This is a genomic window from Pseudomonas sp. MF6396 (assembly GCF_002018915.1).
Classification (GTDB): domain Bacteria; phylum Pseudomonadota; class Gammaproteobacteria; order Pseudomonadales; family Pseudomonadaceae; genus Aquipseudomonas; species Aquipseudomonas palmensis.
The window spans coordinates 24,487-47,714 of record NZ_MVOK01000009.1 but is presented as its reverse complement, the minus strand read 5'-3'; the positions used below and the strand labels follow the sequence as shown (position 1 = coordinate 47,714).

At 61.3% G+C, this 23,228-nt stretch carries 25 protein-coding genes; 9 read left to right on the top strand and 16 right to left on the bottom strand.

The window, feature by feature from the left end; all coding sequences use genetic code 11:
* Positions 1 to 28: 28 nt before the first annotated feature.
* The 5 genes from MF6396_RS28790 to MF6396_RS11255 form a co-directional block, all read right to left on the bottom strand.
* Positions 29 to 172, bottom strand: coding sequence for a hypothetical protein (locus tag MF6396_RS28790; protein WP_167400193.1), 144 nt, complete (start codon positions 170 to 172; stop codon positions 29 to 31).
* Positions 169 to 987, bottom strand: coding sequence for a zinc-ribbon domain-containing protein (locus MF6396_RS11270; RefSeq protein WP_043861395.1), 819 nt, complete (start codon positions 985 to 987; stop codon positions 169 to 171). Before MF6396_RS11270 ends, MF6396_RS28790 begins: the two co-directional genes overlap by 4 nt.
* 25 nt (positions 988 to 1,012) lie before the next feature.
* Positions 1,013 to 1,630, bottom strand: a complete 618-nt coding sequence (locus MF6396_RS11265) for a helix-turn-helix domain-containing protein (protein WP_043861396.1) — start codon at positions 1,628 to 1,630, stop codon at positions 1,013 to 1,015.
* Between the two features lie 108 nt (positions 1,631 to 1,738).
* Positions 1,739 to 2,539, bottom strand: coding sequence for an aminoglycoside phosphotransferase family protein (locus tag MF6396_RS11260; protein WP_078480322.1), 801 nt, complete (start codon positions 2,537 to 2,539; stop codon positions 1,739 to 1,741).
* Positions 2,532 to 3,146, bottom strand: coding sequence for a hypothetical protein (locus MF6396_RS11255; protein ID WP_078480321.1), 615 nt, complete (start codon positions 3,144 to 3,146; stop codon positions 2,532 to 2,534). The genes MF6396_RS11260 and MF6396_RS11255 overlap by 8 nt, the downstream gene beginning before the upstream one ends.
* A gap of 217 nt (positions 3,147 to 3,363) precedes the next feature.
* Between MF6396_RS11255 and MF6396_RS11250 the strand changes: the two genes are divergently transcribed.
* Positions 3,364 to 4,053, top strand: a complete 690-nt coding sequence (locus tag MF6396_RS11250) for a B3/B4 domain-containing protein (RefSeq protein WP_078480320.1) — start codon at positions 3,364 to 3,366, stop codon at positions 4,051 to 4,053.
* 17 nt (positions 4,054 to 4,070) lie between these two features.
* On the opposite strand, the gene MF6396_RS11245 is transcribed toward MF6396_RS11250, so the two are convergent.
* The 4 genes from MF6396_RS11245 to MF6396_RS11230 form a co-directional block, all read right to left on the bottom strand.
* On the bottom strand, positions 4,071 to 4,556 hold the full coding sequence (locus tag MF6396_RS11245; RefSeq protein WP_078480319.1) for an AAA family ATPase: 486 nt from the start codon (positions 4,554 to 4,556) through the stop codon (positions 4,071 to 4,073).
* Between the two features lie 69 nt (positions 4,557 to 4,625).
* Entirely contained in the window at positions 4,626 to 5,057 is a 432-nt protein-coding gene (locus MF6396_RS11240; RefSeq protein ID WP_043861401.1) for a carboxymuconolactone decarboxylase family protein, read from the bottom strand.
* 27 nt (positions 5,058 to 5,084) lie between these two features.
* A complete protein-coding gene (locus tag MF6396_RS11235) occupies positions 5,085 to 5,705 on the bottom strand; it encodes an FMN-dependent NADH-azoreductase (protein ID WP_078480318.1) in 621 nt (206 codons plus the stop codon).
* The gene (locus MF6396_RS11230) at positions 5,702 to 6,148 is read right to left on the bottom strand and encodes a GNAT family N-acetyltransferase (RefSeq protein ID WP_078480317.1); all 447 of its coding nucleotides are present in this window, start codon (positions 6,146 to 6,148) and stop codon (positions 5,702 to 5,704) included. Before MF6396_RS11230 ends, MF6396_RS11235 begins: the two co-directional genes overlap by 4 nt.
* Positions 6,149 to 6,237: 89 nt before the next feature.
* On the opposite strand from MF6396_RS11230, the gene pdxR reads away from it, so the two are divergent.
* Both pdxR and MF6396_RS11220 read left to right on the top strand, forming a co-directional pair.
* On the top strand, positions 6,238 to 7,635 hold the full coding sequence (gene pdxR / locus MF6396_RS11225; protein ID WP_058540087.1) for a MocR-like pyridoxine biosynthesis transcription factor PdxR: 1,398 nt from the start codon (positions 6,238 to 6,240) through the stop codon (positions 7,633 to 7,635).
* 95 nt (positions 7,636 to 7,730) lie between these two features.
* Positions 7,731 to 8,600: an AraC family transcriptional regulator gene (locus MF6396_RS11220; RefSeq protein WP_078480316.1), complete on the top strand. Its 870-nt coding sequence runs from the start codon at positions 7,731 to 7,733 to the stop codon at positions 8,598 to 8,600.
* Between the two features lie 124 nt (positions 8,601 to 8,724).
* Here the strand turns inward: MF6396_RS11220 and MF6396_RS11215 are convergent, their stop codons facing one another.
* Both MF6396_RS11215 and MF6396_RS11210 read right to left on the bottom strand, forming a co-directional pair.
* On the bottom strand, positions 8,725 to 9,672 hold the full coding sequence (locus MF6396_RS11215) for a FecR domain-containing protein (RefSeq protein WP_078480436.1): 948 nt from the start codon (positions 9,670 to 9,672) through the stop codon (positions 8,725 to 8,727).
* Positions 9,669 to 10,184, bottom strand: a complete 516-nt coding sequence (locus tag MF6396_RS11210) for a sigma-70 family RNA polymerase sigma factor (RefSeq protein ID WP_054914633.1) — start codon at positions 10,182 to 10,184, stop codon at positions 9,669 to 9,671. The genes MF6396_RS11215 and MF6396_RS11210 overlap by 4 nt, the downstream gene beginning before the upstream one ends.
* Before the next feature lie 187 nt (positions 10,185 to 10,371).
* Here MF6396_RS11210 and MF6396_RS11205 point away from each other — a divergent pair, with 187 nt between their 5' ends.
* On the top strand, positions 10,372 to 12,819 hold the full coding sequence (locus MF6396_RS11205; protein WP_078480315.1) for a TonB-dependent siderophore receptor: 2,448 nt from the start codon (positions 10,372 to 10,374) through the stop codon (positions 12,817 to 12,819).
* 173 nt (positions 12,820 to 12,992) lie between these two features.
* Here MF6396_RS11205 and MF6396_RS11200 read toward each other — a convergent pair whose 3' ends face one another.
* The 4 genes from MF6396_RS11200 to MF6396_RS11185 form a co-directional block, all read right to left on the bottom strand.
* Complete coding sequence (locus tag MF6396_RS11200; RefSeq protein ID WP_078480314.1) at positions 12,993 to 14,216, bottom strand: amidohydrolase family protein; 1,224 nt, start codon at positions 14,214 to 14,216, stop codon at positions 12,993 to 12,995.
* Between the two features lie 61 nt (positions 14,217 to 14,277).
* Positions 14,278 to 14,517, bottom strand: a complete 240-nt coding sequence (locus tag MF6396_RS11195) for a DUF2790 domain-containing protein (protein ID WP_078480313.1) — start codon at positions 14,515 to 14,517, stop codon at positions 14,278 to 14,280.
* A gap of 77 nt (positions 14,518 to 14,594) precedes the next feature.
* Positions 14,595 to 15,065, bottom strand: coding sequence for a cyanase (cynS, locus tag MF6396_RS11190; RefSeq protein ID WP_043861410.1), 471 nt, complete (start codon positions 15,063 to 15,065; stop codon positions 14,595 to 14,597).
* 29 nt (positions 15,066 to 15,094) lie between these two features.
* Positions 15,095 to 15,736, bottom strand: a complete 642-nt coding sequence (locus MF6396_RS11185; RefSeq protein ID WP_054914637.1) for a carbonic anhydrase — start codon at positions 15,734 to 15,736, stop codon at positions 15,095 to 15,097.
* A 111-nt stretch (positions 15,737 to 15,847) separates the two neighbouring features.
* On the opposite strand from MF6396_RS11185, the gene cynR reads away from it, so the two are divergent.
* The 3 genes from cynR to MF6396_RS11170 all read left to right on the top strand — a co-directional run bounded on the left by cynR (position 15,848) and on the right by MF6396_RS11170 (position 18,467).
* Entirely contained in the window at positions 15,848 to 16,747 is a 900-nt protein-coding gene (gene cynR / locus MF6396_RS11180; protein WP_078480312.1) for a transcriptional regulator CynR, read from the top strand.
* A 136-nt stretch (positions 16,748 to 16,883) separates the two neighbouring features.
* The gene (locus MF6396_RS11175) at positions 16,884 to 17,888 is read left to right on the top strand and encodes a GGDEF domain-containing protein (RefSeq protein ID WP_078480311.1); all 1,005 of its coding nucleotides are present in this window, start codon (positions 16,884 to 16,886) and stop codon (positions 17,886 to 17,888) included.
* A gap of 210 nt (positions 17,889 to 18,098) precedes the next feature.
* A complete protein-coding gene (locus MF6396_RS11170) occupies positions 18,099 to 18,467 on the top strand; it encodes a hypothetical protein (RefSeq protein ID WP_078480310.1) in 369 nt (122 codons plus the stop codon).
* A 534-nt stretch (positions 18,468 to 19,001) separates the two neighbouring features.
* Here MF6396_RS11170 and MF6396_RS11165 read toward each other — a convergent pair.
* Positions 19,002 to 19,640: a poly-gamma-glutamate hydrolase family protein gene (locus MF6396_RS11165; RefSeq protein WP_238596432.1), complete on the bottom strand. Its 639-nt coding sequence runs from the start codon at positions 19,638 to 19,640 to the stop codon at positions 19,002 to 19,004.
* 496 nt (positions 19,641 to 20,136) lie between these two features.
* Between MF6396_RS11165 and MF6396_RS11160 the strand changes: the two genes are divergently transcribed.
* Both MF6396_RS11160 and MF6396_RS11155 read left to right on the top strand, forming a co-directional pair.
* Entirely contained in the window at positions 20,137 to 20,445 is a 309-nt protein-coding gene (locus MF6396_RS11160; protein WP_078480308.1) for a DUF3077 domain-containing protein, read from the top strand.
* Positions 20,446 to 20,789: 344 nt separating this feature from the next.
* Entirely contained in the window at positions 20,790 to 23,225 is a 2,436-nt protein-coding gene (locus MF6396_RS11155) for a membrane-bound PQQ-dependent dehydrogenase, glucose/quinate/shikimate family (RefSeq protein WP_078480307.1), read from the top strand.
* Positions 23,226 to 23,228: the final 3 nt, after the last annotated feature.

Below are 23,228 nucleotides of genomic sequence, written 5' to 3'. Positions count from 1 at the left end.
ATCGTTCCTTGTAATCGACAGGCCAGGGTTACACGGGGTCTTGCGCATTGCGCTGCCCGCTGCGGTAGGCCGCCCTGCCCGCCCATTGCAATGCCAGTACGGTAACGGCACCGGCAGCAACGCAGATGGCATTGGTCAGCAGAAATTCGAGCGGCGAGATCGTGGTGTTCATGCCAGCCCCCTTTCACCCAGGCGTACGCCGCAGTGGCCGCAGAACCGGCTCGATGCCTCAACCGCTGTACCGCAGGCGGGGCACATCTTGGCAACCAGCATTTTCTGGCGCATATGGCCGATCTGGATAACGCAGGGCACGGTTACGCGGTAGGCCGGGCTGGCCAGGTCGAACGCGGTCCACAGACCCGTGATGGCCCAGCCGACCGGGCCTGCGAGCACGGCCAGCCCCCTGCCCAGGCCCGCACTGCCTGCCAGCATCACGCCACGTCCCACCAGGCTGCTCATGGTCGCGCTGGCCACTACCGCGGCCAGGCGGTAGGAGGTCAGCCCGGAGGCGCTGAGGCTGGCGATCAAGCTTGCCAGTGCAGTGGGCCCCATGCCCGGCCGGTAACCCGCCCCGACCGATTCGAAGAAGGTCTTCTTGTCGTCCTCGCTCATGCGCCCCACCGACTGCTCGACCACCTTGGCGATGATCGCCATCTCCATACTGGCGCAGTCTCCGAGGCCGCTCTTGGCAACCCCGACGTGAGAGGCCACGTCGGTGAGCAGTTCCTTGTAGGGCACGCCGCTGCCGCCGCGAAACACGTTCATCAGCGAGTTGCCGCCAAAGCGCGTGAGTTCCTCGACCACCAGGCCGCGATCAAGGTCGGTGATCTCACGCTCCTTGGCAGCGCTCAACTGGCGGCAGACCGAGGACGACAACGAGATGCGTCCCTTGCCGCTGTCGGTGATCACATCGATGAGCAGCCCGATATCGTCGCTGCTCGCGCTCATCATTACGTCTGCCAGGTCGGCATCTTGAATCATTGACATGGGGGGTTCCTTTGATGACCAGGGGTCAGTCGATGATGGTCGGGGCATGCGGGGTGCTGCGGCTGACGAAGGCCCCCGCAATGGCTGTCAGCCAGGCCCGGGGCTGGTCGGAGCGCACCTGGCGCAGCATCAGTGCGTCCAGTTTCAGGCAACTGCGCCGGCGCCATTCGTCACGGGCATTGACACGGCTGACTTCGGGCGACGCACCCACGCCGATGGGACGCACGTCGGGATGCACCTTGCATTCGCGCAGCACCTTCTCGACCGGGTTGCCCTGCTCGAGCTTGCCTTCGCTCTGCAGCTTGACTGCTGCTGCCAGGTAATCGCGACTGCCACCCACCGCCTGCCCCAGCGCCAGCCAGTCTTGCGGGCGCATCAGCAGGAACGCAGGGGGTACCCCCAGTGCATCGGCAATGCGGCTGAGCGTGTGCAGGTCCGGGTTGGGGTCGAGCTGTTCGCGGGGTGACTTCAATGCCCTCAGCGTGCTGCGAGCGATGCCGGTTTCGCGTTGAATGCAGGCGGCAGTGACAGGGCCTGGCCGGCCGTCCTCGCGCTGCTTGCCACCGATGGCAAGTACCGCGCTGAGGTTGTCACTGAAGTGCGCTCCCAAACTTTTCGGTGGTACGGAGACAGGACTGTTCATGGGGGCCTCTTGCGTGTGGCGATGACGGCAAGACTATCCATGGCAATGTGCCATATCAACCGCAAACGGAGCGACAGCGCTCCATCAATCGACCCGCATGGAGCGTAGTCAATCCATATAACCAAGCCCCGCTGCGGCCAGTTTCGCCACCTCAAGGGTGCTGCCCGGCGGTTGATGGTCTTCGAGCAGCCAGCTGACCGACAGGCCCGTCCACGCAAGCACCCACTGCAACAACCGACGAGGTTCCATGCCGCTGGCCTTGGCGACGATCTCGACCCGGTGCGCGAAGCGCCCCGGTACCAGCGCCTGCTCACCATCGGGATTGCAGAAAATGTTCGCGTAATCGAAGCCCCGCTCGCCATACAGCCCCTTGGGGTCGATGGCGAGCCAGCCGGCTGCGCCGAAATCGAGCACGTTGCCGTGGTGGATGTCGCCATGCAGTACCCCCACATCGCGCGGCGCAGCCAGCAGTTCGCGGGCGGTGCTGGCGCAGTGCAGCAGAACACCGCCGTGCCTGTCGGCCCCGTGCCACAACCCCTCGAACCACTGCTCCAGTGGCACCAGGGCGGGCATGGGCGTGGCGCGCGGTGCATGCAGGCGGGCGGCAACCGCGCAAAGAATGCGCGTGGCCTGCTCGTCGTGCCCGTCCTTGACCATCTGCGTCAGTGCATCCGTACCTTGCGCGCGCACCATAAGAAGGGCTTGGCCGTCGTGAGCCAGTACCGGCGCTGCCCCCTCGCCCTGCCACCACGCCATGAGCAGGCTGCCCGCCTGTTCTTCGGCAACGTGCGAAATCTTCAGCATGGCTGGCCTGCCCTGCTGGCGCACCGGCAGCAGGGTGCCGTTCAGCGAGTCGAACGGCTCGCCATCGACAGTCAGTTGCCAGCGCTTGAGATAGTCGTCAAACATGCCGTGGCCTGGGTAGCGAGGCGATCATCTGGTCAAAGGCCTCCAGCGCATAGCGCCCTTCCAGGCGCTGCAACGTGGGCAACTGCGCGGGCAAACCGAATTGCACCCTGCCGGGCAGTACATGCTCGATGGCGCCGTACCAGTTCAGCACTGCTTCCTGCAGGCGCACGTGCAGCTCGAACCTGCTGCGCCGACGCGTGCTGTCGGCCCGGGCCCGCTCCCGTGCCAGCTGCGGGTCGATGCGCGCAACCAGGTAGGCGTCGGCAAAGCCGATGCGCCCTTGCGCGAAGGTCTGGCGGGTGGCGTCCAGTTCCACCTGCCAGTCGCGCTCACTGGCCTCGCCGATCTGCCAAAGGCTCCAGATGTAATGCAGCTTGAGCGGGTCGCTGTCGCATACGGCCCGCGAATGGCGCTGCTCCATGGCCAGCGCCGCCTGCCAGCGATCGACGTTGCGTTCGGCCCAGAACGCAGCCGCCCCGAACGGATCTGCCGCGCGATCGGGCTCGTTCTCAAAACGCCCGTTTTCGGCAATCAACTGTTGCTCGGCGTGACTTGTGCACCAGGTGGTCTTGCCACTGGCGCTGATACCTTCGACTACCACAATCATTGCAACTGCCACTCCGTTGAACAGGGCTTGCTGCAAAGCCCAAAACCGGCCGACATCATACAAGCCGCCGAGCGTGTGCAATACACAGGTGCGTGCACCACCCCATCTGCAGGATAAGAAGAACTGATAAGGCATGAGGCCTAATCATTGGATCTGATACGGCTCACCGTTCAAGAATGCGCACCTGTTCTGCTCCCCCTGCCTTCTGGAGAAATACATGTCGTTTGTCGTGCCTGTTCTTGACCCGCAGATTGCAGAGATAGCACCTGGGTTCCGTGCCATGAGCATCTGCGTCAAAGCCACGCCGATCACCCGGCCCGAGGTGGCGACCAACGCCCTGAGGCAGGCCTGTGAGGCGGTCACGGCCGGCGCCCCGGACTGGGCAGAGGCGCACCTTGCGGCATGGGCACACACCTTCCGGCTGTTCGGCGCCAAGCCGCAGCGCACGCCGTGCTCGGCCGAGGCACTGCGCAAGCGCGTGCTGCGCGACGCCGTGCTGCCGAGCATCGACCCCATTGTCGACCTGTACAACGCCATCAGCCTCAGGTTCGCCGTGCCGGTCGGCGGCGAGAATTTCGCTGCCTACATAGGTGTGCCGCGTTTGACCGTTGCCACCGGTACGGAGCTGTTCGACACCATCAAGGACGGCAGCGCCGCCAACGAATCGCCCGACAAGGGTGAAGTGATCTGGCGCGACGACCTGGGTGTGACGTGTCGGCGCTGGAACTGGCGCCAGGGAACCCGAACGCGCCTGGACGCCGATGCAGAACAGATGTGGTTCATCCTCGAAAGCCTGCCTGCAATGCCCCTGGAGGCACTGCAAGCCGCGGCTGACGAACTGGGCACCGGGCTTGAGCAGATGATGCCGGGTGCCACGATCGACCGGCAGTTGATCGAACTCTACTGAGTTGTGCGCGCCGAGGGTCAGAGCCGGTGAACGCTGATCTCGACCCCCTCCTCGGGGTCGGGCACCCGAAAGTGGCTGGTGATCAGATCGAACTCGGCGTCGGTCGCGGCGAACTCATGCTCGGCGCGGCCGTTGCGAAGGTGCAGCCTGGCCCGGCAAGTCTCATCGCTTGCCTCGATGTAGTGAACGCAGTGCGGCACCTGTGCGGCGTCGGCCAGGGCGCGCAGCCATTGGCGATCGGCAGGCGTGTTGGCCGGAAAGTCCAGCACCACGCTGGTGCCCGCCCTGAGCATGTCGGTAACCAGCGGCCCCATCACCGCCCGCACCTGGCGGGCAAGGCGCACGTAGTCGGCCACCGAGTGGATCTGCTGCGGGTACAGCCTGGAGAGCCAGTGATCCTCGCTCAGCAAGATCGCCGCGTGTTCGGTTGCCAGGGCCTTGGCCAGTGTCGACTTGCCGGAGGCGATCTTGCCGCACATCAGATGAAGCGTCGGGGTGACCATGGCGCTGTCCTGATTGATGAACCGCCATGATGCCGTGCCGGCGCTTGCACCCACAACAGTAGAACGCGCTCAGAGGTTCATGCCGATGGCCAGCCGGTTGAACGCATTCATCAACGCCACCGCCAAGGTCAGGTCGGAAATCTCGACGTCGGAAAAATGGGCTTTCAAGGGCTCGTACAACGCATCGGGGGCGCCCTTTTCGCTGACGTGGGTCAGCGTCTCGGCCCAGGCCAGTGCGGCGCGCTCGCGCTCGTTGAACAGCCCACTGATGCGCCAGCCGGCCAGGCAATCGAGCTTGGCTTGCGCCACCTCGCTGTCACGCAGGGTTTGCGAATGCTTGCCCAGGCAGAAGGCGCAGCCGTTGATCTGCGAAATGCGCAGGTACACCAGTTCGATCAATGGCAGGCCCAGGGAACTGGCGGCCAGTGCGTTGTTGGTGGCGAGCAGGCCTTGGTAGGCCTCAGGCGACAGGGAAGCGAACGGCAGTCTGAGTTGGCTCATGGTGAAACTCCAGTGAAGTGAAAGGGATCAGGCGCAAACCTGTGGGTTGAACAAGGGCTCCAGCGCCAGGCGCGCGCGGCCGGCGTCGATTGCGCTACGCACCGCCTCCTCGCTGCCCACCAGGCCCTGCAGGTAGGTGAAGTGCAGGTCGAACAGCCCGAGGGTGTTGAGTACATGGCGCAGGTACGGCGTGAGAAAGTCCGGTTGGCGCGCCGCCTCGCCCTGGTGAATGCCGCCGGAGCCCACCAGCACGTACACCGGGCGGTCGCGCAGCAAACCGACCTTGCCCTGCGGGCCGGCACTGAAGGTACGGTGAATGCGCAGCACGTAGTCGATCCACAGCTTGAGCGCGGCCGGCAGCATGAAGTTGTGCATGGGCGTTGCAATCAGCAGCACATCGCTGCGCTCCAGTTCCTGGATCAACGCCTCGGACACCGCGAAAGTGGGTGCGTCGAATGGCGTGCGGGTGGTCAGGGCGCGGGCGTAATCGGTATCGAGCGGGGGCAGCGGGCTCGCGCCCAGATCACGCTCGATCAGTTGCAGCTCGGGGTGGCGCCGGCGCAAGGTGGCGACCAGCTCCAGCGCCAGTTGATTGGCATGGGACACCGCCCCCTGCGGGCTGGCGTTGAGCAGCAGTACGTTGTTCATTGCGGGCTCCCCGGCTTAAGGCTCTGGGTGAAGTGCATGCCACGGGCCAGCAGCCCCTGGCGAAAATAGAAGCGCTGGGCCAGCGGCATGTGCAGGCCGGTATCCAGCACGAAGTGATCGCAACCGCGCTGCAGCGCCTCGTCACGCACGGCGTTCAGCAACTGCGCGCCCAGGCCGCCGCGTTGCAGGTCGGGGCTTACCACCAGGTCATCGACATAGATGAAGCGCCCGTACAACAGGTTTTCCAGCGGACGGTAGCCTGCCAGGCCCACCACCTGTTCACCCTCCCATGCTGCCAGCAAGCGATAGCCTTGGGCGGCCTGGCGCTGCAGTTGCGCCACATAGGCGGCCAGGTCAGTGAGGTGCGGGCGCAGTACACGCATCAGTTCAAAGCTGGCTTCAAAGGCTGCGTGGCTTTCGAGGTGTTGAAGGGTGTAGGCCATGGTCGTTGTCCGCTTTTCAAGAGCGCCCACTTTAAGCAAGCAATGGCTTAAGCTACAGGGCCGAAAAATGAATAAACGACTAGGCCAAGATGCTTTCCTTCGAACTGGACCGCAGCCAGCAGGCGCCGATCTATCGCCAGCTCTACCAGCGCTTTCGCGAATCCATCGCCGACGGCCGCCTGCGCCCGGGTGATCGCGTGCCGGCCGTTCGTGCCCTGGCCGCCGAGCTGAACCTGGCGCGGGGCACCGTGGAGGCGGCCTACCAGTTGTTGATCGGCGAAGGCTACCTGATGGCGCGCGGCGCCGCCGGCACGGTGGTCACCCCGCAACTGACCCCGGTTGCCCCACCCCAGCTAGGCCCTGGCGTATCCGCCAGCACCTACCCGACCACCCATTCCGGCGAGCTGCCACTGCCCTTGCAGATGGGCCTGCCGGCCCTGGACGCCTTCCCGCGCAAGCTGTGGACGCGGCTGGCCGGCCGGCAACTGCGTCAAGGCGGCCTGGAAAGCCTGGTGTACCCGGACCCACGCGGCCACGCACCGCTACGGGCGGCGATTGCCACTTACCTGGGCATCTCGCGGGGCATCACCTGCCGCCCCGAGCAGGTGTTCGTGTGCGCCGGCTATCGCGCCTGCCTCGACCTGATTTGCCATACGCTGATGCAGCCGGGCGACCGCTGCTGGCTCGAGGAACCCGGCTACTTCATGGCCCGCAACGCCCTGCAGGAAGCCGGCGCGCAGCTGGTGCCCGTCAGCGTGGACGACCAGGGCCTGGATGTGGAACAGGGCATCGCCCGCGCGGTGGATGCGCGCTTTGCCGTGGTCACCCCCACCCACCAGAGCCCGCTGGGCGTGTCGCTGTCGCTGCCGCGCCGGCTGGCGCTGCTGGCGTGGGCCAACCGGCAAGGCAGCTGGATCATCGAGGACGACTACGACAGCGAATACCGTTACCGCGGCAAGCCCCTGCCCGCCCTCAAGAGCCTCGACCAGCAGGGCCGCGTGCTCTACACCGGCACCTTCAGCAAGGTGCTGTTCCCCGGCTTGCGTCTGGCCTACCTGGTGGTGCCGGCGCAGCAGTGCGAGGCCTTCGCCCGCCAGGCCGACCGGCTGCACAACCACTGCCCTCACCTGCTGCAGGCCACCGTGGCGGCGTTTATCAACGAAGGCCACTTTGCGCGGCACCTGAACAAGATGCGCAATCTGTACGCCCGGCGCCGGCAATGGCTGATCGAGGCATTGCAGCAGCAGTTGGGCGAGCGTTTGCTGATCGATACCCAGGCAGGCGGCATGCACCTGGTAGCCGGTTTGCCCGGCGTGGACGATGTAAAACTGGCCAAGCGCGCGCGGGCCGCCGGGCTGGCGGTGGAGCCGCTATCGCAGTGGTACCTGGCAGGTGCGCCCAGGCACGGGCTGGTAATGGGGTTTACCAATGTTGCCAGTGCACAGCAGGCGGCGATGGTGGCGCGGGAACTGGCTCGGCTTGCATAGGGGCAGCAACCCCTATCAGAGCAAACCCGGCTAGGCACGACGAGGGGGCAAAGGCGGATGCTATTGCTCACCGCATCTTCAGGAGGTTTTGTTCGGTGACCGACTCAAGCAACAGCCATGCCTACGCAAAACGGTTCGACGCCGTACTCGCCTATATCGATACCTGCCTCGAGGGCGATCTCTCGGTGAGTGCACTGAGCCGCGTCGCCAACTTCTCGGTGTTTCATTTTCACCGGCAATTCACGGCGTATGTAGGCGTGCCGGTTGCACAGTATGTGCAGTTGATGAGGCTTCGGCGCGCTGCGCATCAATTGGTCGGTTCACCGGGTCAGTCCGTGCTGGAGACAGCACGGGGTGCTGGCTTCGAAAGCCCCGAGGCCTTTTCAAGGGCGTTCAGGCGCGCCTTTGGCATGGCGCCGAGTGCGTTCGCCAAGGCACCGAGCTGGCAGGTCTGGAATGCGGTCTTCGTTGTCCCTCACTTTTCCAGGAGTATCACCATGCAGATCCGTATCGTGACGTTCGCCGAAACCCGCGTGGCGGCGCTTGAACATTGCGGGGCGCCCGGCCTCGTCAGTCAAAGCGTCAGTCGTTTTCGTCAGTGGCGCATGCAGAGCGGTCAGTCGCCAGTGGCCGTGAGCCGCTCGTTTGGCATCCCCTATGACAATCCCGATACCACGCCCGCAGAGGCCTTCAGGTTCGCGATTTGCGGCGAGATAGACGAGGCCGTGCTGCCCAACGAATTCGGCGTGCATGAACGGGTCATCCCGGCAGGGCGTTGCGCCGTGATTCGCCATACGGGGTCGCCTGACTACATCGGAGAATCCATCTACCCGCTTTACCGCGACTGGCTACCCTCCAGTAACGAAGAGCTTCGGGATCACCCATTGTTCTTCCATTACCTGAGCGTGTTTCCCGAAACACCGCAGGATCAATGGCAGACGGATATCTACGTTCCGTTGAAATAGGCGAAGCTGGCGTGTGAAACGGGTTGCCGCTCGGTGGGTGAGTTGCCGGCCGAGCGGCAGTGGTGCCAAAAGCGGACCGTGCGAGCCGATGTCTGAGCCACCGGCCTTCGAAAGTCGTAAATCATCAAACCGGCAGGATGCGCGTCCAGTAACGGGTAATCTGCTGGATTCGGATGGGTAACGAACGGGCGATAGTGTTCAATGTCAGCTCGATGTTGCCAAGCGAATACGAGCCCGACACCCGCAAGTGGCTGACCTCCGAGGCGCAGCCCAGATAGCCGGGGCAATAGCGCTGCAACTCGTTGATGAGTGTATCCAGCCTCCAGCCCTCCACTACCAGCCGCCCCTGAGCCCAGGCCTCTTCGCCTTTTTTCAATGGCTGCGTGGCAAACAGTCGCTGACGATCAAATGTCACCGATTGCTCTTGCTCGATCACGACCTCGCTTTCAGCCTGCTCAGGACGGACCGCAACGGCATGCTGGTAGACGCTGAGGCGTGTCAGCCCGTCGAGTTGGCGCACGGCGAAGCGAGTGCCCAATGCGCGCAGATCACCCTGTGCACTGCGCACCAGCAACGGACGTGAGTCCTTGCCGGTGGTTACATGGACCTCCCCCGCCCGAAGCACCAGCAAGCGCGTGCTGGCATTGAACATGACATCCAGCGCGGTATCGGTATCCAACACCAGCAGGGTGCCGTCGGCAAGAGCCGCTTGGCGCTGTTCTCCGGTGCGCGTTCTGAGGTCGGCCATCCATCTGGGCGCAACGTCATATCCCTGCCATGCCAATGAACTGGCGCCGGCGCCCAGCAACAGCCCCTTGAGTAGCGTGCGGCGATTCGGGCCGCTTTCGCGCAGCGTGGACTTTTCCATGACGTTCCAGGCCAAATGCTGCGGCATGCCGCCCAGGCGCGCCTGCAATTCGGTCAACTGCTGCCATGCCCATTCATGCTCCGCCCTCCGGCAGTGCCAGCGTTGCCACTGCGCGCGCAGCGCCGCGTCTTCAGGGTTCGCGCACAGCTGCGCGAACCACTGCGCCGCATGGCGAAGTGCTTGGCGCTGGGCGTCGGTGGTCACCACGGATTGTCCACCAGGTACAGGAGGCAGCGTTCGGTGGCCCGGGCCATGTACTTGGTTACCGAGCTGGCGGACACCTGCAGGTGCTCGGCGATTTGAGGGTAGGTAAGCCCTTGCACTTGCGACATCAGGAACGCCGTTTTGGCCTTCACGCCCAGGCCGTCAAGCATGCGATCCAGCTCCAGAAGTGTCTGGAGCAACGAAAGCTGTTCTTCGGCAGAAATCTCGAACGACTCGGGCTGCGCGGCGAGCACTTCCAGATAGGCACGCTCCACCGACTGACGGCGAAAACTGTCGATCATTACCCGCTTGGCGATGGTTACCAGAAAATGCCGAGGCTCATTGAGCATGGCCGCCCGGGGTTCACGGCGCTCGGCGAGCAGCACGCGAACAAAGGTGTCCTGGGCGAAGTCTGCCGCCGCCTGGGAACACCCGGTGCGCTTGCGCAGCCAACTGATGAGCCAGGGTTGATGGTCGTTGTAGAGGGTCGCGATAAGGTTGCCAGACGGCATATCCAGGCCAAACAGTGAATAAGAATTAATCGCAATATAGTGAAATGATGGCCTGAGAGCAATCGACTTCTGGCCGTGAAAATCAGGCCAGGAAAAAATTTCGAAACGCGTTGTCACTTTCCTCTCGGCTACGCGACTCCTTTTGCAGACACCTCACAAAATGCCAACAACCGCATCAGGAGTAAGCATGCAGCATCCCCTTCCAGGCTTCTGCACCGCCACGTTGAACACCCCAAGCGCGCTATGCCTTGCCCTACTTGGCGCATCGTTGTTGATGGCCACTCCAGCACTTGGCCACGCGGCTGAAGGCCAGGTAACAGCCCGTACGCTGCATCAGCAGGAATTTGCCATTGAAGCCGGGGCGCTGGCCACTGTGCTGAACAGCTTTGCCACCGAAGCAGGCGTGGTGCTGTCGTTCGACAACGGGCTGACCGAAGGCAAGCAGAGCCGGGGCATCAATGGCCGCTACAGCATCGACCAGGGCTTTGCCGTGTTGCTGAGCGGGTCCGGGTTGCAGGCGGTTGCAGGTGGGGACAACAGCTATGTGCTGCTGCCGGCTGCACCGTCGGGTTCATTGCAATTGGACGCGACCAACGTGACAGGCTCGGGGCTGGGCGCCATCACCGAGGATTCGGGGTCGTACACCACAGGTAGCACCACCACAGCGACGCGGATGAATCTCTCGCTGCGCGAAACGCCGCAGTCGATCAGCGTCGTCACGCGTCAGCAGATGGACGACCAGAACATGCAGTCCCTGGAAGACGTTGCAAGGGCAGCCACGGGCATCAGCACGGTCAAGGGGTTCGGCACTGAGCGTCCGCTTTACTACTCGCGAGGGTTCCAGGTCGACGACCTGCAATTCGATGGCCTGCCGAGCAGCGTCACGGAAAGCTTCTCGATGGACGTCATGTCGGTGAACAACATGGCCATGTATGACCGGGTGGAGATTGTCCGAGGCGCAAACGGCCTGATGCAAGGGGCAGGTAATCCGTCTGCGGCCATCAACATGGTTCGCAAGCGACCGACACGTGAATACCGGCTCAAGGCAGAGATCGGTGCTGGCTCGTGGGACAACTACCGCACGCAACTCGACGTTGGCGGCCCCTTGAACGCAGAGGGCACCGTGCGTGGCCGTACGGTCCTGATGTACAACAGTCGAAACAGCTATCAGGACTACGCTGACAAGGACAACCAACTGTTCTACGCCATCGGCGAAGTCGACCTGAATGACTCGACCACGGTTGCAGTGGGGGCGTCCTTCCAGCAGGACAACAGTGGCGGCTACGATTGGGGCGGTTTGCCTACCCACCTGGATGGCAGCTCATACAACTTCTCGCGGTCGAAGTCGTTCGCTGGAAAGTGGGCGTACCTGGACAAGATCAACCGCAACGTCTTTGCCGATATCAAGCACAGCTTCAATGAGGACTGGAACCTCACCGTCGCCACCAACCTGATTTGGTCCAATTCGGATTTTCTCGCTCAGGTTGGGTACCACACCAGGGACACCGACTCGACGATGCAGTACTGGCCGAACAGCGCCCGCTACGATGATGAACAGATCAATCTCGACGCGGCGCTCAACGGTGCGTTCAACCTGCTGGGGCGCAAGCATGAGGTGGTGATCGGTACCAACTTGCGGCGTGACAGGCTGCAATACGTCACAGGCTCGTCCAGCGTGAACCCTATCGTCGACATTCTGGACTTCGATACCTCCACATTCCCGAAACCGCAGATAGTCGGCAGCCTGACGCCCAGTCGACATGTGCGCAAGGACAAGGGGATCTATGCAGCCACTCGCCTGAACCCATTCGATGATCTGCACGTGATTCTGGGCAGCCGCTTGAGTTGGGTCGACTACGACACCCAGGGCCCGTGGGAGACGGACCGCTTCAGGGAAAACCGCAAGATCATCCCCTACGGCGGCATCGTCTACGACGTCAATGACACTACCTCGGTGTATGCCAGCTATACCGAGATCTACAAGATGCAGAGCAACTACAGCGTCGACAACAAACTGCTCGAACCCACAACGGGCAGCAACTACGAAGTGGGCGTAAAAAACGAACTGTTCGATGGCAGGCTCAATACCTCCCTGGCGCTGTTCCAGGTGGATCAGACAGGCCTTGCGCAGGTCGTGCCCGAGGCTGGGCGCGTGTGTGGGCCCACGCGCGATTCGCGGTGCTACACCGAGGGCGCCAAAGTACGAAACCGCGGGTTCGATGCCGAGGTCTCGGGCGAGTTGATGCCCGGGTGGAATGCCTCCATGGGCTACACCTACAGCCATCCAGAATACGTGGCGGGTAGCAGGAAGGGTGACACCTATGGCACAGAGAACTCGCCACAGCGACTGTTCAAGGCCGCCACCACCTACCAGTTGCCAGGTAGCCTGGACCAATGGCGAGTCGGAACCAGCGTGTACCATCAGAGCAAGCTGTACCTGAACAGTATTTCGCAGAGTGCCTACAACCTTGTGGACTTGAATGCCAACTTCCGGATCGACCAGAACCTGAGCGTTCAGTTGAACCTCAACAACGTTTTCGACGAGAAGTACTACACCGCGATTTTCAGCCAGGACACCGGAAACTATTACGGCGAACCCCGCAACTTTGCCGTCACGCTGCGCTACGAGAACTAGCCGTGAGCAGTGGTCGATAGGGCGATTTCAAGCGGCTGTAACGGCCGCTTGGACGGACCCTGTGCTCACCAGTATCTTCATGTTGAACGGCCAGGGAGTTCGTGCGGGGTGAGCCGGGTGGTGGGCGAGCGAAGTAACAGCTCCCCACGACCAGTCGCTTGCATCGAACTGGATCAGAAAGCCACCGAACGCTGACAGGCCGACGTCGCCACGATCTTCCCGCGCTTTAGCACCATCAACCGTGTGGGCAGGTCGAGAATCACGTCACCCACCGAATGCGTCTCCAGCAACACCACGTCAGCAGGCGCACCCGGCACCAACCCATAATCCTTCAACCCCAGCGCTTTCGCCGGATGGGTAGTGAGCATCGACAGTACCGTGGCCTGGTCATCCGCCCCGCCCAGGTGACAGGCCGGAATCGCCAATTGCGCGATGTTGAGCAAGTCGCCGGTGCCAAACGGGGTGAATGCGTTGCGAATATTGTTGGTGGCAAGGCACACATTCACGCCCCCATCACGCAGGGCCCGCACCGGCGTCAGGGTACGGCGCACGTCATGGCTGTCACCGCGCGCACCGAGGTGCAAGTCGGTGGCGGGCAGGCACATGACGCTGATGCCAGCCTCGCGAATCAAGGCAATGATCTCCCGCTGTTTGTGCGGTGCCACGGCACCCAGGCTGGTCAGGTGACCGACGCATACGCGCCCTTGATAGCCTTGCTCGATGGTCTTGCGCGCCAGGTACTCAATGGTCATGTGCTCGGCGTTGTCGGCGAAGTCCTGATGGAAGTCGATGTCCTTGCCGTAGCGCCTGGCCAGGTTGAATACATAGTCGATGTGGTCATGGGCCGAGTCGTCGTTGTAGGGAATGCCGCCCACTACATCTGCGCCCTTCTCCATGGCCTCAACCATCATTGCCTGCATGCCCGGCAGTTTCAGTATTCCCTCCTGCGGGAAGGCCACCACCTGGATGTCGATGACGTCGCGCAGCTTGTCGCGCAGTTCCAGCACCACATCAAAGCCGGTGAAGCCTTGCACCGGGTCGAATTCGGCGTGGGCGCGTACGTGGGTAGTGCCGGACTGCACCAACGCACGTAGTGCTTGAGTGGAGCGCGCGAGAATGTCGTCGCGAGTCAACGTGGGTTTGAGCTCGGCGGTAACCGCTATCGCCTCCTTCAACGTGCCGGAGCGATTGGCCTTGCGGTGCATAATGTTGGCTTTTTCCAGGTGCAGGTGCCCTTCGACAAAGCCCGGGATCAGTACGTTGCCGTGGCCCTGGATTTCCTGCACGGCCTGCACTGAAATTGTCGGCGCGATCTCGACAATCTTGCCGTGGTGCACCGCTACGTCCATCAGCGGTTTTGTATCGTCGATGCGCACATTGCGAAAGATCAGATCCATGACGTTGGCCCTCTATGATGCTGCCCCAGGGCGCATCGGTAAAAAACGAACCATGGGCAGTTCAACCGTTGGAACAGCCGTTACCCATCACTCGGTATTCAAGAATGTGTTTCTGGCCCTTGGAGTCTTCATACGTCATGAGCACAGGTACCACGGCGCAGACGTGCGCGACTTCGCTGATGGAAATGACGCGGGCGATGTCCAGGTGCTGGGCATAGCTGTATTGCTCAACCGGTATCGGTTCGTCGGCCATCGCCGCAGAACAGAAAAAACTCGCTATCAGTACAGGTAACGCGTTCATGTTCAGAGGCCCTCCTCCACATTTTCAAGAACATGGAGCCCGGCAGCCATGCAGCGCCGGGCCCCTGGGTGGGGTGATCAGAACGGTTTGGTCGGCAGGTACTTGCCATCCAGGGTGATCACCGCGCGGGAGCCGCCGTCTGGGTCATCGACCTTCTTGACGTCCAGTTTGAAGTTGATGGCGCTGATGATGCCGTCGCCGAACTTCTCGTGAACCAGCGCCTTGAGCGTGGTGCCGTAGACCTGAATCATTTCGTAGAAGCGGTAGATGGTTGGGTCGGTAGGAATGCCATTGCCGATGCTGCCGCGCAGCGGGATGCTTTGCAGCAGGAGCACGGCATCGGCGTCGAGGCCCAGGGTGTCGGCAACCACCTGGGCTGCGTTGGCCGGCAGCGGGTGCTGACCAAGCAAAGCGGCGGTGACAAAAGCTTCGTGCAGGCCGGTGCCTTCGGCAATCTGAGCGAACGACAGGTCTTTGCGGGCCTTGGCCAACAGGATGACGTCGGTCAGGGCAAGGCGAGTGTCTTGGCTGATTTGTGATTGGATCATGGGGATATCTCCGTGGGTAGAAACGAGGGTTAGTGGGTAGCAACGCAAGCGGTAGGGCTTTCGGCCAGCGACACGAACTTGCCGGTGCGGCTGTCGAAGGCCTGGATGCAGCCGCTCTCGATGTCGTAGACCCAGCCATGCAACGTCACGCGCTTTTCTTCCAGCGCGAGGCGTACCGAGGGGTGTGTCTGGATGTTGGCCAACTGCGCGATGACGTTTTCGCGCACCATCGAGGCGACCTTGGCGTGCTGGTCGACATGCTGGCGGGCCTCGTTGACCACCCGACCGGAATCGGCGTAGCGCAACCAGCCGGCCACGGCGGGCATGTTGTCCAGGCATTTGCAGGTGGCGATGGCGGTCATGGCGCCGCAGTCGGAATGCCCACAGATCACGATGTCGCTGACTTTCAAGGCTGCGACCGCGTACTCCACCGAGGCGGACACACCGCCTGGCTCAGGGCCGTAGGACGGCACGATGTTGCCCGCATTGCGGATGACGAACAGGTCGCCCGGCTCACGCTGTGTGACCAGCTCCGGCACCAGCCGGCTGTCGGAGCAGGAGATGAACAGCGCCCGTGGGCTCTGCTGGTTGGCCAGGTCTTTGAACAGGCCGGCACGTTCAGGAAAGGCATTGCGCTGGAATTTAAGGAAACCGTCGATGATGTCTTGCATGGTTGACTCCGTTGGTTCGCGATGCGATGAGGCAAAGGTTACGGAGGCCGTTCAATAAGGTAAAAGTCTCATATATGATTATCTTCATCAGATAAACTTATAGGTACAGGCATGCTGGCGCGCCATATTCAGTATTTTCTTGCGGTCGCCGAACATCAGGGCTTTACCAGTGCCGCGGCGGCACTGCATGTTTCGCAGCCCGCGCTGTCGCAGCAAGTGCGCCAGCTGGAGGAAAGCCTCGGGGCGCAGTTGTTCGATCGCTCAGGGCGCAAAACACGCCTGACCGATGCCGGGCAGGTGTACCTGCGTTATGCATTGCGGGCGGCGCAGGAGCTGCGCGAAGGCAAGCGGGCGATCCATGATGTGGGCGATCTCAGTCGAGGAACGCTGCGCATAGCGGTGACGCCAACCTTCACGACCTACCTGGTCGGGCCGTTGGTGGAAGCCTTTCACAGCCGTTACCCGAACATCACGCTGAACGTGCATGAACTGGCCCAGGAGCAGATGGAGAACCTGCTGCTGAGGGACGAACTGGATGTGGGGATTGCGTTTGATGAGGTGCATGCGCCAGACATCGAAGCCTATCCGCTGCTGGTTGAAACGCTTGCCCTGGTCGTTGGTAGCCGACACCCGCTGGCCGGGGCGCGGGCTGTCGGCCTGGAGACGCTGAATGCGCAGTCGCTGATTCTGCTCAGCAAAGCGTTCGCCACCCGCGAACAGATCGACCGCTATTGCAACCAGCACGGCATTCGCCCGCGCTTGGTGATGGAGGCCAATGTAATTGGTGCGTTGATTGAGGTAGTGCGCAGAACCACGCTGTCGACCTTGCTGCCCGCCGCCCTAGCGCAGGAGCACCCAGAGTTGGTGTCTGTCGAGTTGGGGCCGCATCGGCTAGAGCGTACAGCGGTCTTGATGCAGCGCAAGAATGTCTATCAATCCGCGGCTGCCCGGGCGTTTATGGCGCTGGCCAAGGAAGTGGCCAGTGATCTGACGACCAAGACAGATGAGTAGCAGAATACGAAGGGCTTTCAGCGTGCCCGCAACCTCTTCCATGTCGCCATGTACCGACCCATGGCTCGGTACGCAGTACTTGCCCTGCCAGGGCTGCTAAAGTGGCTTATCCATAGGGTTCCGAGGGCTATCGTGTATGTCCGATGCAAGCGAGCTTATCAATGACAGTGAGGTGTACAGAACCCTTCTGGAGTCGACCAAGGCGATTCCCTGGAAGATTGACTGGGCCTCGATGAAGTTCACCTACATCGGCCCTCAGATCGAGGCGTTGCTGGGCTGGAGCCCTGAAAGCTGGGTGAGCGTGGAAGACTGGGCCATGCGCATGCATGCAGAAGATCGCGAGCATGTGGTGAACTTCTGCGTGACGCAATCCAAGGCTGGCGTGGACCACGAGGCAGACTACCGAGCGCTGACCAAGGACAACGGCTATGTGTGGATCCGCGACGTTGTGCACGTGGTGCGCAATGACAGGGGCGAAGTCGAAGCACTGATCGGCTTCATGTTCGACATCAGCGAACGCAAGAAGACCGAAGACCAGTTGCTGAGTTTGCAGAAGGAACTGGAGGTGCTCTCGTTCAAGGACGGCCTGACGAGTATCGCCAACCGTCGTCGCTTCGACAGCTGTTTCGAGTTGGAGTGGGAACGTGCGCGCCGCGAGCGCCGGCCATTGTCGCTGCTGTTGCTGGACGTCGATTTTTTCAAGCAGTACAACGATTTGTACGGCCATATTCAAGGCGACAAATGTTTGATAGCGATTGCCCAGACCCTGAGTTTGGCGTTGGATGGCCCACACGACCTTGTGGCTCGCTATGGCGGCGAAGAATTTATCGTGCTGCTGCCCGAAGCCGATGCCGAGGTGGCGCGTAAAGTGGCTGAGCGCTGCCAGCGGTTGATCCACAAGCAGTCCATCGTGCATGCGCTATCGCCACATGACCACCGCCTGACTGTCAGCATAGGCGCAGGCTCGGTGGTGCCAGGCGAGCGGGACAGGCCTACAGACTTCATCAAAGCCGTGGACCAGCAGCTCTATGCGGCTAAAAACAACGGACGGCACCGCATTGAGTATGTGCAGTTGGAGGGGTTGTCGGGCTGTTCAGCAGTTGAAGGTGCAGAAGAACAAACAACTGCCCGTCCTTCATAGAGGGTCATCAACAGCCACGGTGATGCTGGAGAAAACGCAGCGGCGAGTGCGATTCGAGATTACTGGGCAAACACGGTTTCGGCCGTCGCTAACGGACCCAATGCTGCCGGTGGTTAACGGCCGCAATCGGCCAGAAGCGGACTGTAGACAGATAGCTGGCATTCCTACGCTGGCATTCTAGTAATCTCACAACGCTAAAAAGGAACATTCATGTTGGTCATTCAAATTGATCGGGATAGCGTGCATGCAGGGGATGATCTGGAAAGTCACAGGACATCAATCAGGCTTGATCCTGCAGTAACACTGCGCGCTTTGTTCGAAGCGATCCAAGGTATGGGTTACCTGCCTGACATCAGTGGAGGCAAGGCGACGTGGATTATTTGTTCGTCTGGCAAACACATAGGTGTTTTAGCTCAGCAATGGCCAGAAACTAAATTGTTAATCCCCGCCGAGAGCCTCCTGAGTCAGTATTTTGGGGATACCGAACCTCGCCTTCTGTTCAGATATTGGTGCCAGGCAGATCCAGACCATGTCTTTTCACAGATCAAAGCTGGAAATGAACCGCCGTCTCGATTTTAGGACTGGCGGGGGCTACCTACTGATCCAGAAGCCAATATGCCTGCTTTGGGTTGTGGCGGCCTGTTGCAAAGGTGGGCTACCGATCTATAGCTGCATCCTTTCGTTATCAGAATCAGGTCGAAGGCTCACACCGATGTTCAAACGCATTGCACTCTTTACGCCCTAAGCCATTGATCTTAAACGCAGCATAGGTCGGGACAGCGGGTGCACCAACGCCGAGATGGAAGCCCCCACTTCCCCCCATTCAAAACCTTGAATGCTCACCCAAGCCCCGTTACCCTTTCCGGGCCGCTGTAAATCCAGCAACCAGGTTTGCTAGCCCGAGTACCTTAGGACGTGCAAGCGTCCATCCGTCTCAGCTGACACCTTTTTGCACCCGCTGTTTCGTTTTATGACGGCTGTACGCAGGGCGCATTCGTGCGCGCTGGATTCCTAGAGTCCCGGTCTACCAACCTGCGTACAGCCGTCGCCATCTTTTGGTAGCAATAATGCGGCTTCGCTACTTTAGGAGCATGCTGAGATAACGATTCGAGGTTAAGTGAATTGTTCAACCTCATCTAACGCCGACCTAATTGCGGAAGAGAAACGACTCATGGCGCTTTTATCCGATGTCAACACATCTCTCAACCCGCGGGAAATTTCTAACTGGAGACCTTGGCCTTTACTCCCACGATTACAAATATTATTTTTGTCGCGCCCCTGAAGATTCGGATCGTCATGTTGACTGGCTTTGAAACCTGCGGTTTGAAGGTGGCAGATAACAGACGCACAGACCCGGGTTGCCAAACCTCCTACATTAACGAAAAGTTCACTCGCATTTTGTCCATGAAAAGCCACAACCACCTGAGCCGACCGGGCGACATCGATCCCTTGTGGCTCGTCAAAGCGTGAGCTTGTGATATGGAGATTTCGATTTTTATTCGACTTGCAACCCTCAAACAGATAATACGTCAGATCCTCCCCAGCGACACTCCTGCATATTTCCGATGTTCCAGGCTCGATCTTTCCACCATGAGGAGCGATTAAAGCTACCGCACTTTCTTTCCGCCTCACCTCGATGCGAAAAGCGCCATCAGGTTCAGATGATGAGAGTTCTGCAAAATTTACATATTTATCGCGCATAGGCTCTGTTACCAAATTGGTGAAGATCGATCCAGCAGTATAGCCACTCAAGCTTTCTTCCGGGGCGCTGCTAGCCGTAAGCGGTCTTGACCATGGAGCGTCTACAACCAGCATTTCCACTGCCGAAACAAACCGCAACATACGTCGGAGTTCTAGACACAGCCCACCCCTCTATGCCTTAACCCTTTGATCTCAAAAACAACAGAGACCGCTACCGCGAATACACCAGCGCCGAGATGGAAGCCCCTCCACTTCCCCCGATTCAAAACCTTGAATGCCCACCCAAACCCCGTTACCCTTTCCGAGCCGCTGTAAATCCAGCGGTCGGGTTTAGCAGCCTGTCAAAAAATTCAAGGTGCACAAAGCGCCCGTTTCTCGTTCAACTGGCGCTTTTTTATCGCCCGTTGTCTCGTGTTATGGCGGTTGTGCGTGGGGCGCACTCGTGCGCGCCGGGTTCCTTGATCCCTGGTCTGCTAACCCGCGTACAGCTGCCACCCTTTCGTTTAGCAGCGATGAGTGACAGCTCCACTGATCAAGGAGCAGCACAATGACAAAAATCGTCCCCGATCCCCCACTAACCACCACCCGCCGCAAACCCGTCTACACCGCCTTCGGCTGTTGCAACGGCAATCACCCTCCCCTGTTTTCCGTGTGCGAAGGCATCGAGCTGGAAGACGCGCTGGTCCACCTGTCGCTACAGATCCAATGCGCCAAGGACACCACCGCCCAAGCCTGCGAACGCGCCGATGAGCAGTTCAAGACGCTGCTGATTGCCGCACAACAATCGCTGGAAATGAGCAACGTGCTGATCGACAGCGTGCTGGACGCCATGGAAGCAAACGCGGCACCGCAGTAACGACGCAACACACGGGCCGCACACGCGGCCTACCGACCGTCCCCATTGTTACTGTTTCCCCAACAATGCTTTTCGACCTTGAGCATTTATCCGCCCCGCCTCGCCCGCCTAAACTGGCCACCGTTTTCAGGCAGCCCTACCGCGCCGACTCCGCAAAGGCCATCCCAACGCCAACACCCTTTCCCAGAGCCTTCGGCGCCCCCCGTATCGAATGATCGCGCACGCCCTTGCGCGCTGATCGCCACGCCCCACGGGTTCGACCTTTACCGCTGCCGACTGAATGCCTTGACCCCTGCGCAGAGCCTGCGTGCACTTTCCATTGACTAACGGAACGTATGAAAAAAATGACGGATGACCATCAACCGCAAACTCGGAAGTTTGCACTCGGCACCACCGCAAGGGTGCTGTTTGCCTTGCTGGTGCTGCTCGTATCGCTGGCGATGATCTACGGCGGCTTCAAACTGGTAGCACTCGATGGCTCGCCGTACTACCTGATCGCAGGCGTTGCATACCTGCTGCTGGCAGCGCTGATGTTCCTGCGCAAAAGCGCCAGCATCGCCCTTTCGGTAGCCATCGCCCTGGCAACCTGTGTGTGGGCATTCTACGAAGTCGGCCAGTTCAGCTACTGGGAACTGCTGCCACGCCTGGTGGTACCGGCAATCATCCTGACCCTCAGCCTGTGGGTCGGCGCAGCCTTGCCCGGCACTTCGGCAAGCACCCGACGCCTGGCCAACCGCTTCGGCTTTGCGGTGTTCGCGGGGCTGATCGCGACCTTCGTGGCGGCGTTCTACCCGCACGGTGCAATCTCCACCCCGCTCGCCTCCACGGCCAAGCCTGCGCCAACCGAAGCCCCCGCCGCGCCGGAAAACTGGGAGTTCTTCGGCCGTAACGCCTCGGGCACGCGCTTTGCGCCGTTCAGCCAGATCACCCCGGCGAACGTCAAGGACCTGCAAGTGGCCTGGATCTACCGCACCGGCCGCAGAACCACGGGCGCCGGTGCCGGCGTGGACGAGAACACCCCGCTGCAGATCGGCAACGTGCTGTATTCATGCACGCCAGAAAACCTGATCACCGCCCTCGACGCCGACACGGGCAAGCCGATCTGGAAGTTCGACCCGCACGCGCGCAGCGCCGAGCACGTGACGTGCCGCGGCGTGGGCTACCACGACATCGACAAGGACGACAGCCTGAGCGCCGAGGTCAAGGCCTCGTATGGCGAGCAGCAGTGCCGCCAGCGCATCCTGGTGTCGTCGGTCGACGCCCGCCTGTTTGCCCTGGACGCACACACCGGCACCCTGTGCCCGAGCTTTGGCGACAACGGTTATGTCGACCTGAAAAAAGGCATGGGCCCCACCGAGAACAGCAAGCGCTACCACCCCACCTCCCTGCCCGTGGTAATGGGCCACCTCACCGTGGTCGGCGGCTGGGTGCGCGACATCGTCGCCAAGGAGCCGTCGGGCGCCGTGCGTGCCTTCGACGTGCTGACCGGTGCGCTGGTGTGGGCCTGGGACATCGGTGCGCCTGAAGGCCAGGACGCAACCGCCAGCGACCACCAGTTCACCCTGGAAACCCCCAACGTGTGGACCGTGCCCACCTACGACAAGGCACTGAACCTGGTGTACCTGCCCACCGGCAACGGCCCGCCCGACTACTGGGGTGGCGACCGCAACCAGGCCAAGGAAAAGTACGGCTCGGCCGTGGTGGCCGTCGATGCCTCGACCGGCAAGGCCAAGTGGGTGTACCAGACTGTGCACCACGACGTGTGGGACTACGACCTGCCCTCGCAACCGGTGCTGTACGACATCAAGAACGCCCAGGGCGAGAAGACCCCGGTGCTGATCCAGACCACCAAGACCGGCAACATCTTCGTGCTGGACCGCCGCACCGGCCAGCCGGTGACTGAAGTTCAGGAGCTGCCCGTACCGACATCCCCCGCCGCCGAAGGCGAACACCTGGCACCGACCCAACCGCACTCGGTGGGCATGCCGGTGATTGGTGCCGAGCCCCTGACCGAGAAGTCCATGTGGGGCGTGAGCACCTTCGACCAGCTGTACTGCCGCATCATGTTCAAGGACTCGGTGTATGTGGGCCCCTTCACCCCGCCGACCGAAAAGCCCTACATCGAATGGCCGGGCCTGCTGGGTGGCATGAACTGGGGTGGCATCTCCATCGACGAAAACACCGGCATGATGTTCGTCAACGACATGCGCGTACCGCTGCGCATGGCGCTGGTCACCAAGGAAAACACCAGCAAGTTCAAGGTTTCCACCGATGAGGTGCCGGGCTTCATGGGCACGATTCGCCCACAAGTGGCGGGCATCTATGGCGGGGTAAAAATCGACATCCTGCAATCCCCCCTGGGCGTGCCGTGCAACACCCCGCCGTTCGGCAGCATGAGCGCCATCGACTTGAACACCCAGAAACTGGTGTGGCAGGTACCGCTGGGCACCGTGCAGGACACCGGCCCCCTGGGCCTCAAGACCCACCTGCCGATCCCGCTGGGCATGCCGACGCTGGGCGGCCCTACCTCGACCGCCTCGGGGCTGGTGTTCTTTGCCGGCACCCAGGACTACTACCTGCGGGCCCTGGACTCGGCCACCGGCAAGGAGGTGTGGAAAGCCCGCCTGCCGGTAGGTGCAGTGGCAGCGCCGCTGATCTACCAGTCGCCGGCGACCGGCAAGCAGTATGTGGTGATCTCGGCGGGCGGCATGAGCCATTCGCCTGATGTGGGCGACTACATCATTGCCTATGCGTTGCCCGACGGTACTGGACAGCAGTAACAC

What these genes read in the sequence shown, in the direction of transcription:
- MF6396_RS28790 (WP_167400193.1), bottom strand. Translation starts at nt 172, where the DNA reads ATGAACACCACGATCTCGCCGCTCGAATTTCTGCTGACCAATGCCATC.
- MF6396_RS11270 (WP_043861395.1), bottom strand. Translation starts at nt 987, where the DNA reads ATGTCAATGATTCAAGATGCCGACCTGGCAGACGTAATGATGAGCGCG.
- MF6396_RS11265 (WP_043861396.1), bottom strand. Translation starts at nt 1,630, where the DNA reads ATGAACAGTCCTGTCTCCGTACCACCGAAAAGTTTGGGAGCGCACTTC.
- MF6396_RS11260 (WP_078480322.1), bottom strand. Translation starts at nt 2,539, where the DNA reads ATGTTTGACGACTATCTCAAGCGCTGGCAACTGACTGTCGATGGCGAG.
- MF6396_RS11255 (WP_078480321.1), bottom strand. Translation starts at nt 3,146, where the DNA reads ATGATTGTGGTAGTCGAAGGTATCAGCGCCAGTGGCAAGACCACCTGG.
- MF6396_RS11250 (WP_078480320.1), top strand. Translation starts at nt 3,364, where the DNA reads ATGTCGTTTGTCGTGCCTGTTCTTGACCCGCAGATTGCAGAGATAGCA.
- MF6396_RS11245 (WP_078480319.1), bottom strand. Translation starts at nt 4,556, where the DNA reads ATGGTCACCCCGACGCTTCATCTGATGTGCGGCAAGATCGCCTCCGGC.
- MF6396_RS11240 (WP_043861401.1), bottom strand. Translation starts at nt 5,057, where the DNA reads ATGAGCCAACTCAGACTGCCGTTCGCTTCCCTGTCGCCTGAGGCCTAC.
- MF6396_RS11235 (WP_078480318.1), bottom strand. Translation starts at nt 5,705, where the DNA reads ATGAACAACGTACTGCTGCTCAACGCCAGCCCGCAGGGGGCGGTGTCC.
- MF6396_RS11230 (WP_078480317.1), bottom strand. Translation starts at nt 6,148, where the DNA reads ATGGCCTACACCCTTCAACACCTCGAAAGCCACGCAGCCTTTGAAGCC.
- pdxR (WP_058540087.1), top strand. Translation starts at nt 6,238, where the DNA reads ATGCTTTCCTTCGAACTGGACCGCAGCCAGCAGGCGCCGATCTATCGC.
- MF6396_RS11210 (WP_054914633.1), bottom strand. Translation starts at nt 10,184, where the DNA reads ATGCCGTCTGGCAACCTTATCGCGACCCTCTACAACGACCATCAACCC.
- MF6396_RS11205 (WP_078480315.1), top strand. Translation starts at nt 10,372, where the DNA reads ATGCAGCATCCCCTTCCAGGCTTCTGCACCGCCACGTTGAACACCCCA.
- MF6396_RS11200 (WP_078480314.1), bottom strand. Translation starts at nt 14,216, where the DNA reads ATGGATCTGATCTTTCGCAATGTGCGCATCGACGATACAAAACCGCTG.
- MF6396_RS11195 (WP_078480313.1), bottom strand. Translation starts at nt 14,517, where the DNA reads ATGAACGCGTTACCTGTACTGATAGCGAGTTTTTTCTGTTCTGCGGCG.
- cynS (WP_043861410.1), bottom strand. Translation starts at nt 15,065, where the DNA reads ATGATCCAATCACAAATCAGCCAAGACACTCGCCTTGCCCTGACCGAC.
- MF6396_RS11185 (WP_054914637.1), bottom strand. Translation starts at nt 15,736, where the DNA reads ATGCAAGACATCATCGACGGTTTCCTTAAATTCCAGCGCAATGCCTTT.
- cynR (WP_078480312.1), top strand. Translation starts at nt 15,848, where the DNA reads ATGCTGGCGCGCCATATTCAGTATTTTCTTGCGGTCGCCGAACATCAG.
- MF6396_RS11175 (WP_078480311.1), top strand. Translation starts at nt 16,884, where the DNA reads ATGTCCGATGCAAGCGAGCTTATCAATGACAGTGAGGTGTACAGAACC.
- MF6396_RS11170 (WP_078480310.1), top strand. Translation starts at nt 18,099, where the DNA reads ATGTTGGTCATTCAAATTGATCGGGATAGCGTGCATGCAGGGGATGAT.
- MF6396_RS11160 (WP_078480308.1), top strand. Translation starts at nt 20,137, where the DNA reads ATGACAAAAATCGTCCCCGATCCCCCACTAACCACCACCCGCCGCAAA.
- MF6396_RS11155 (WP_078480307.1), top strand. Translation starts at nt 20,790, where the DNA reads ATGACGGATGACCATCAACCGCAAACTCGGAAGTTTGCACTCGGCACC.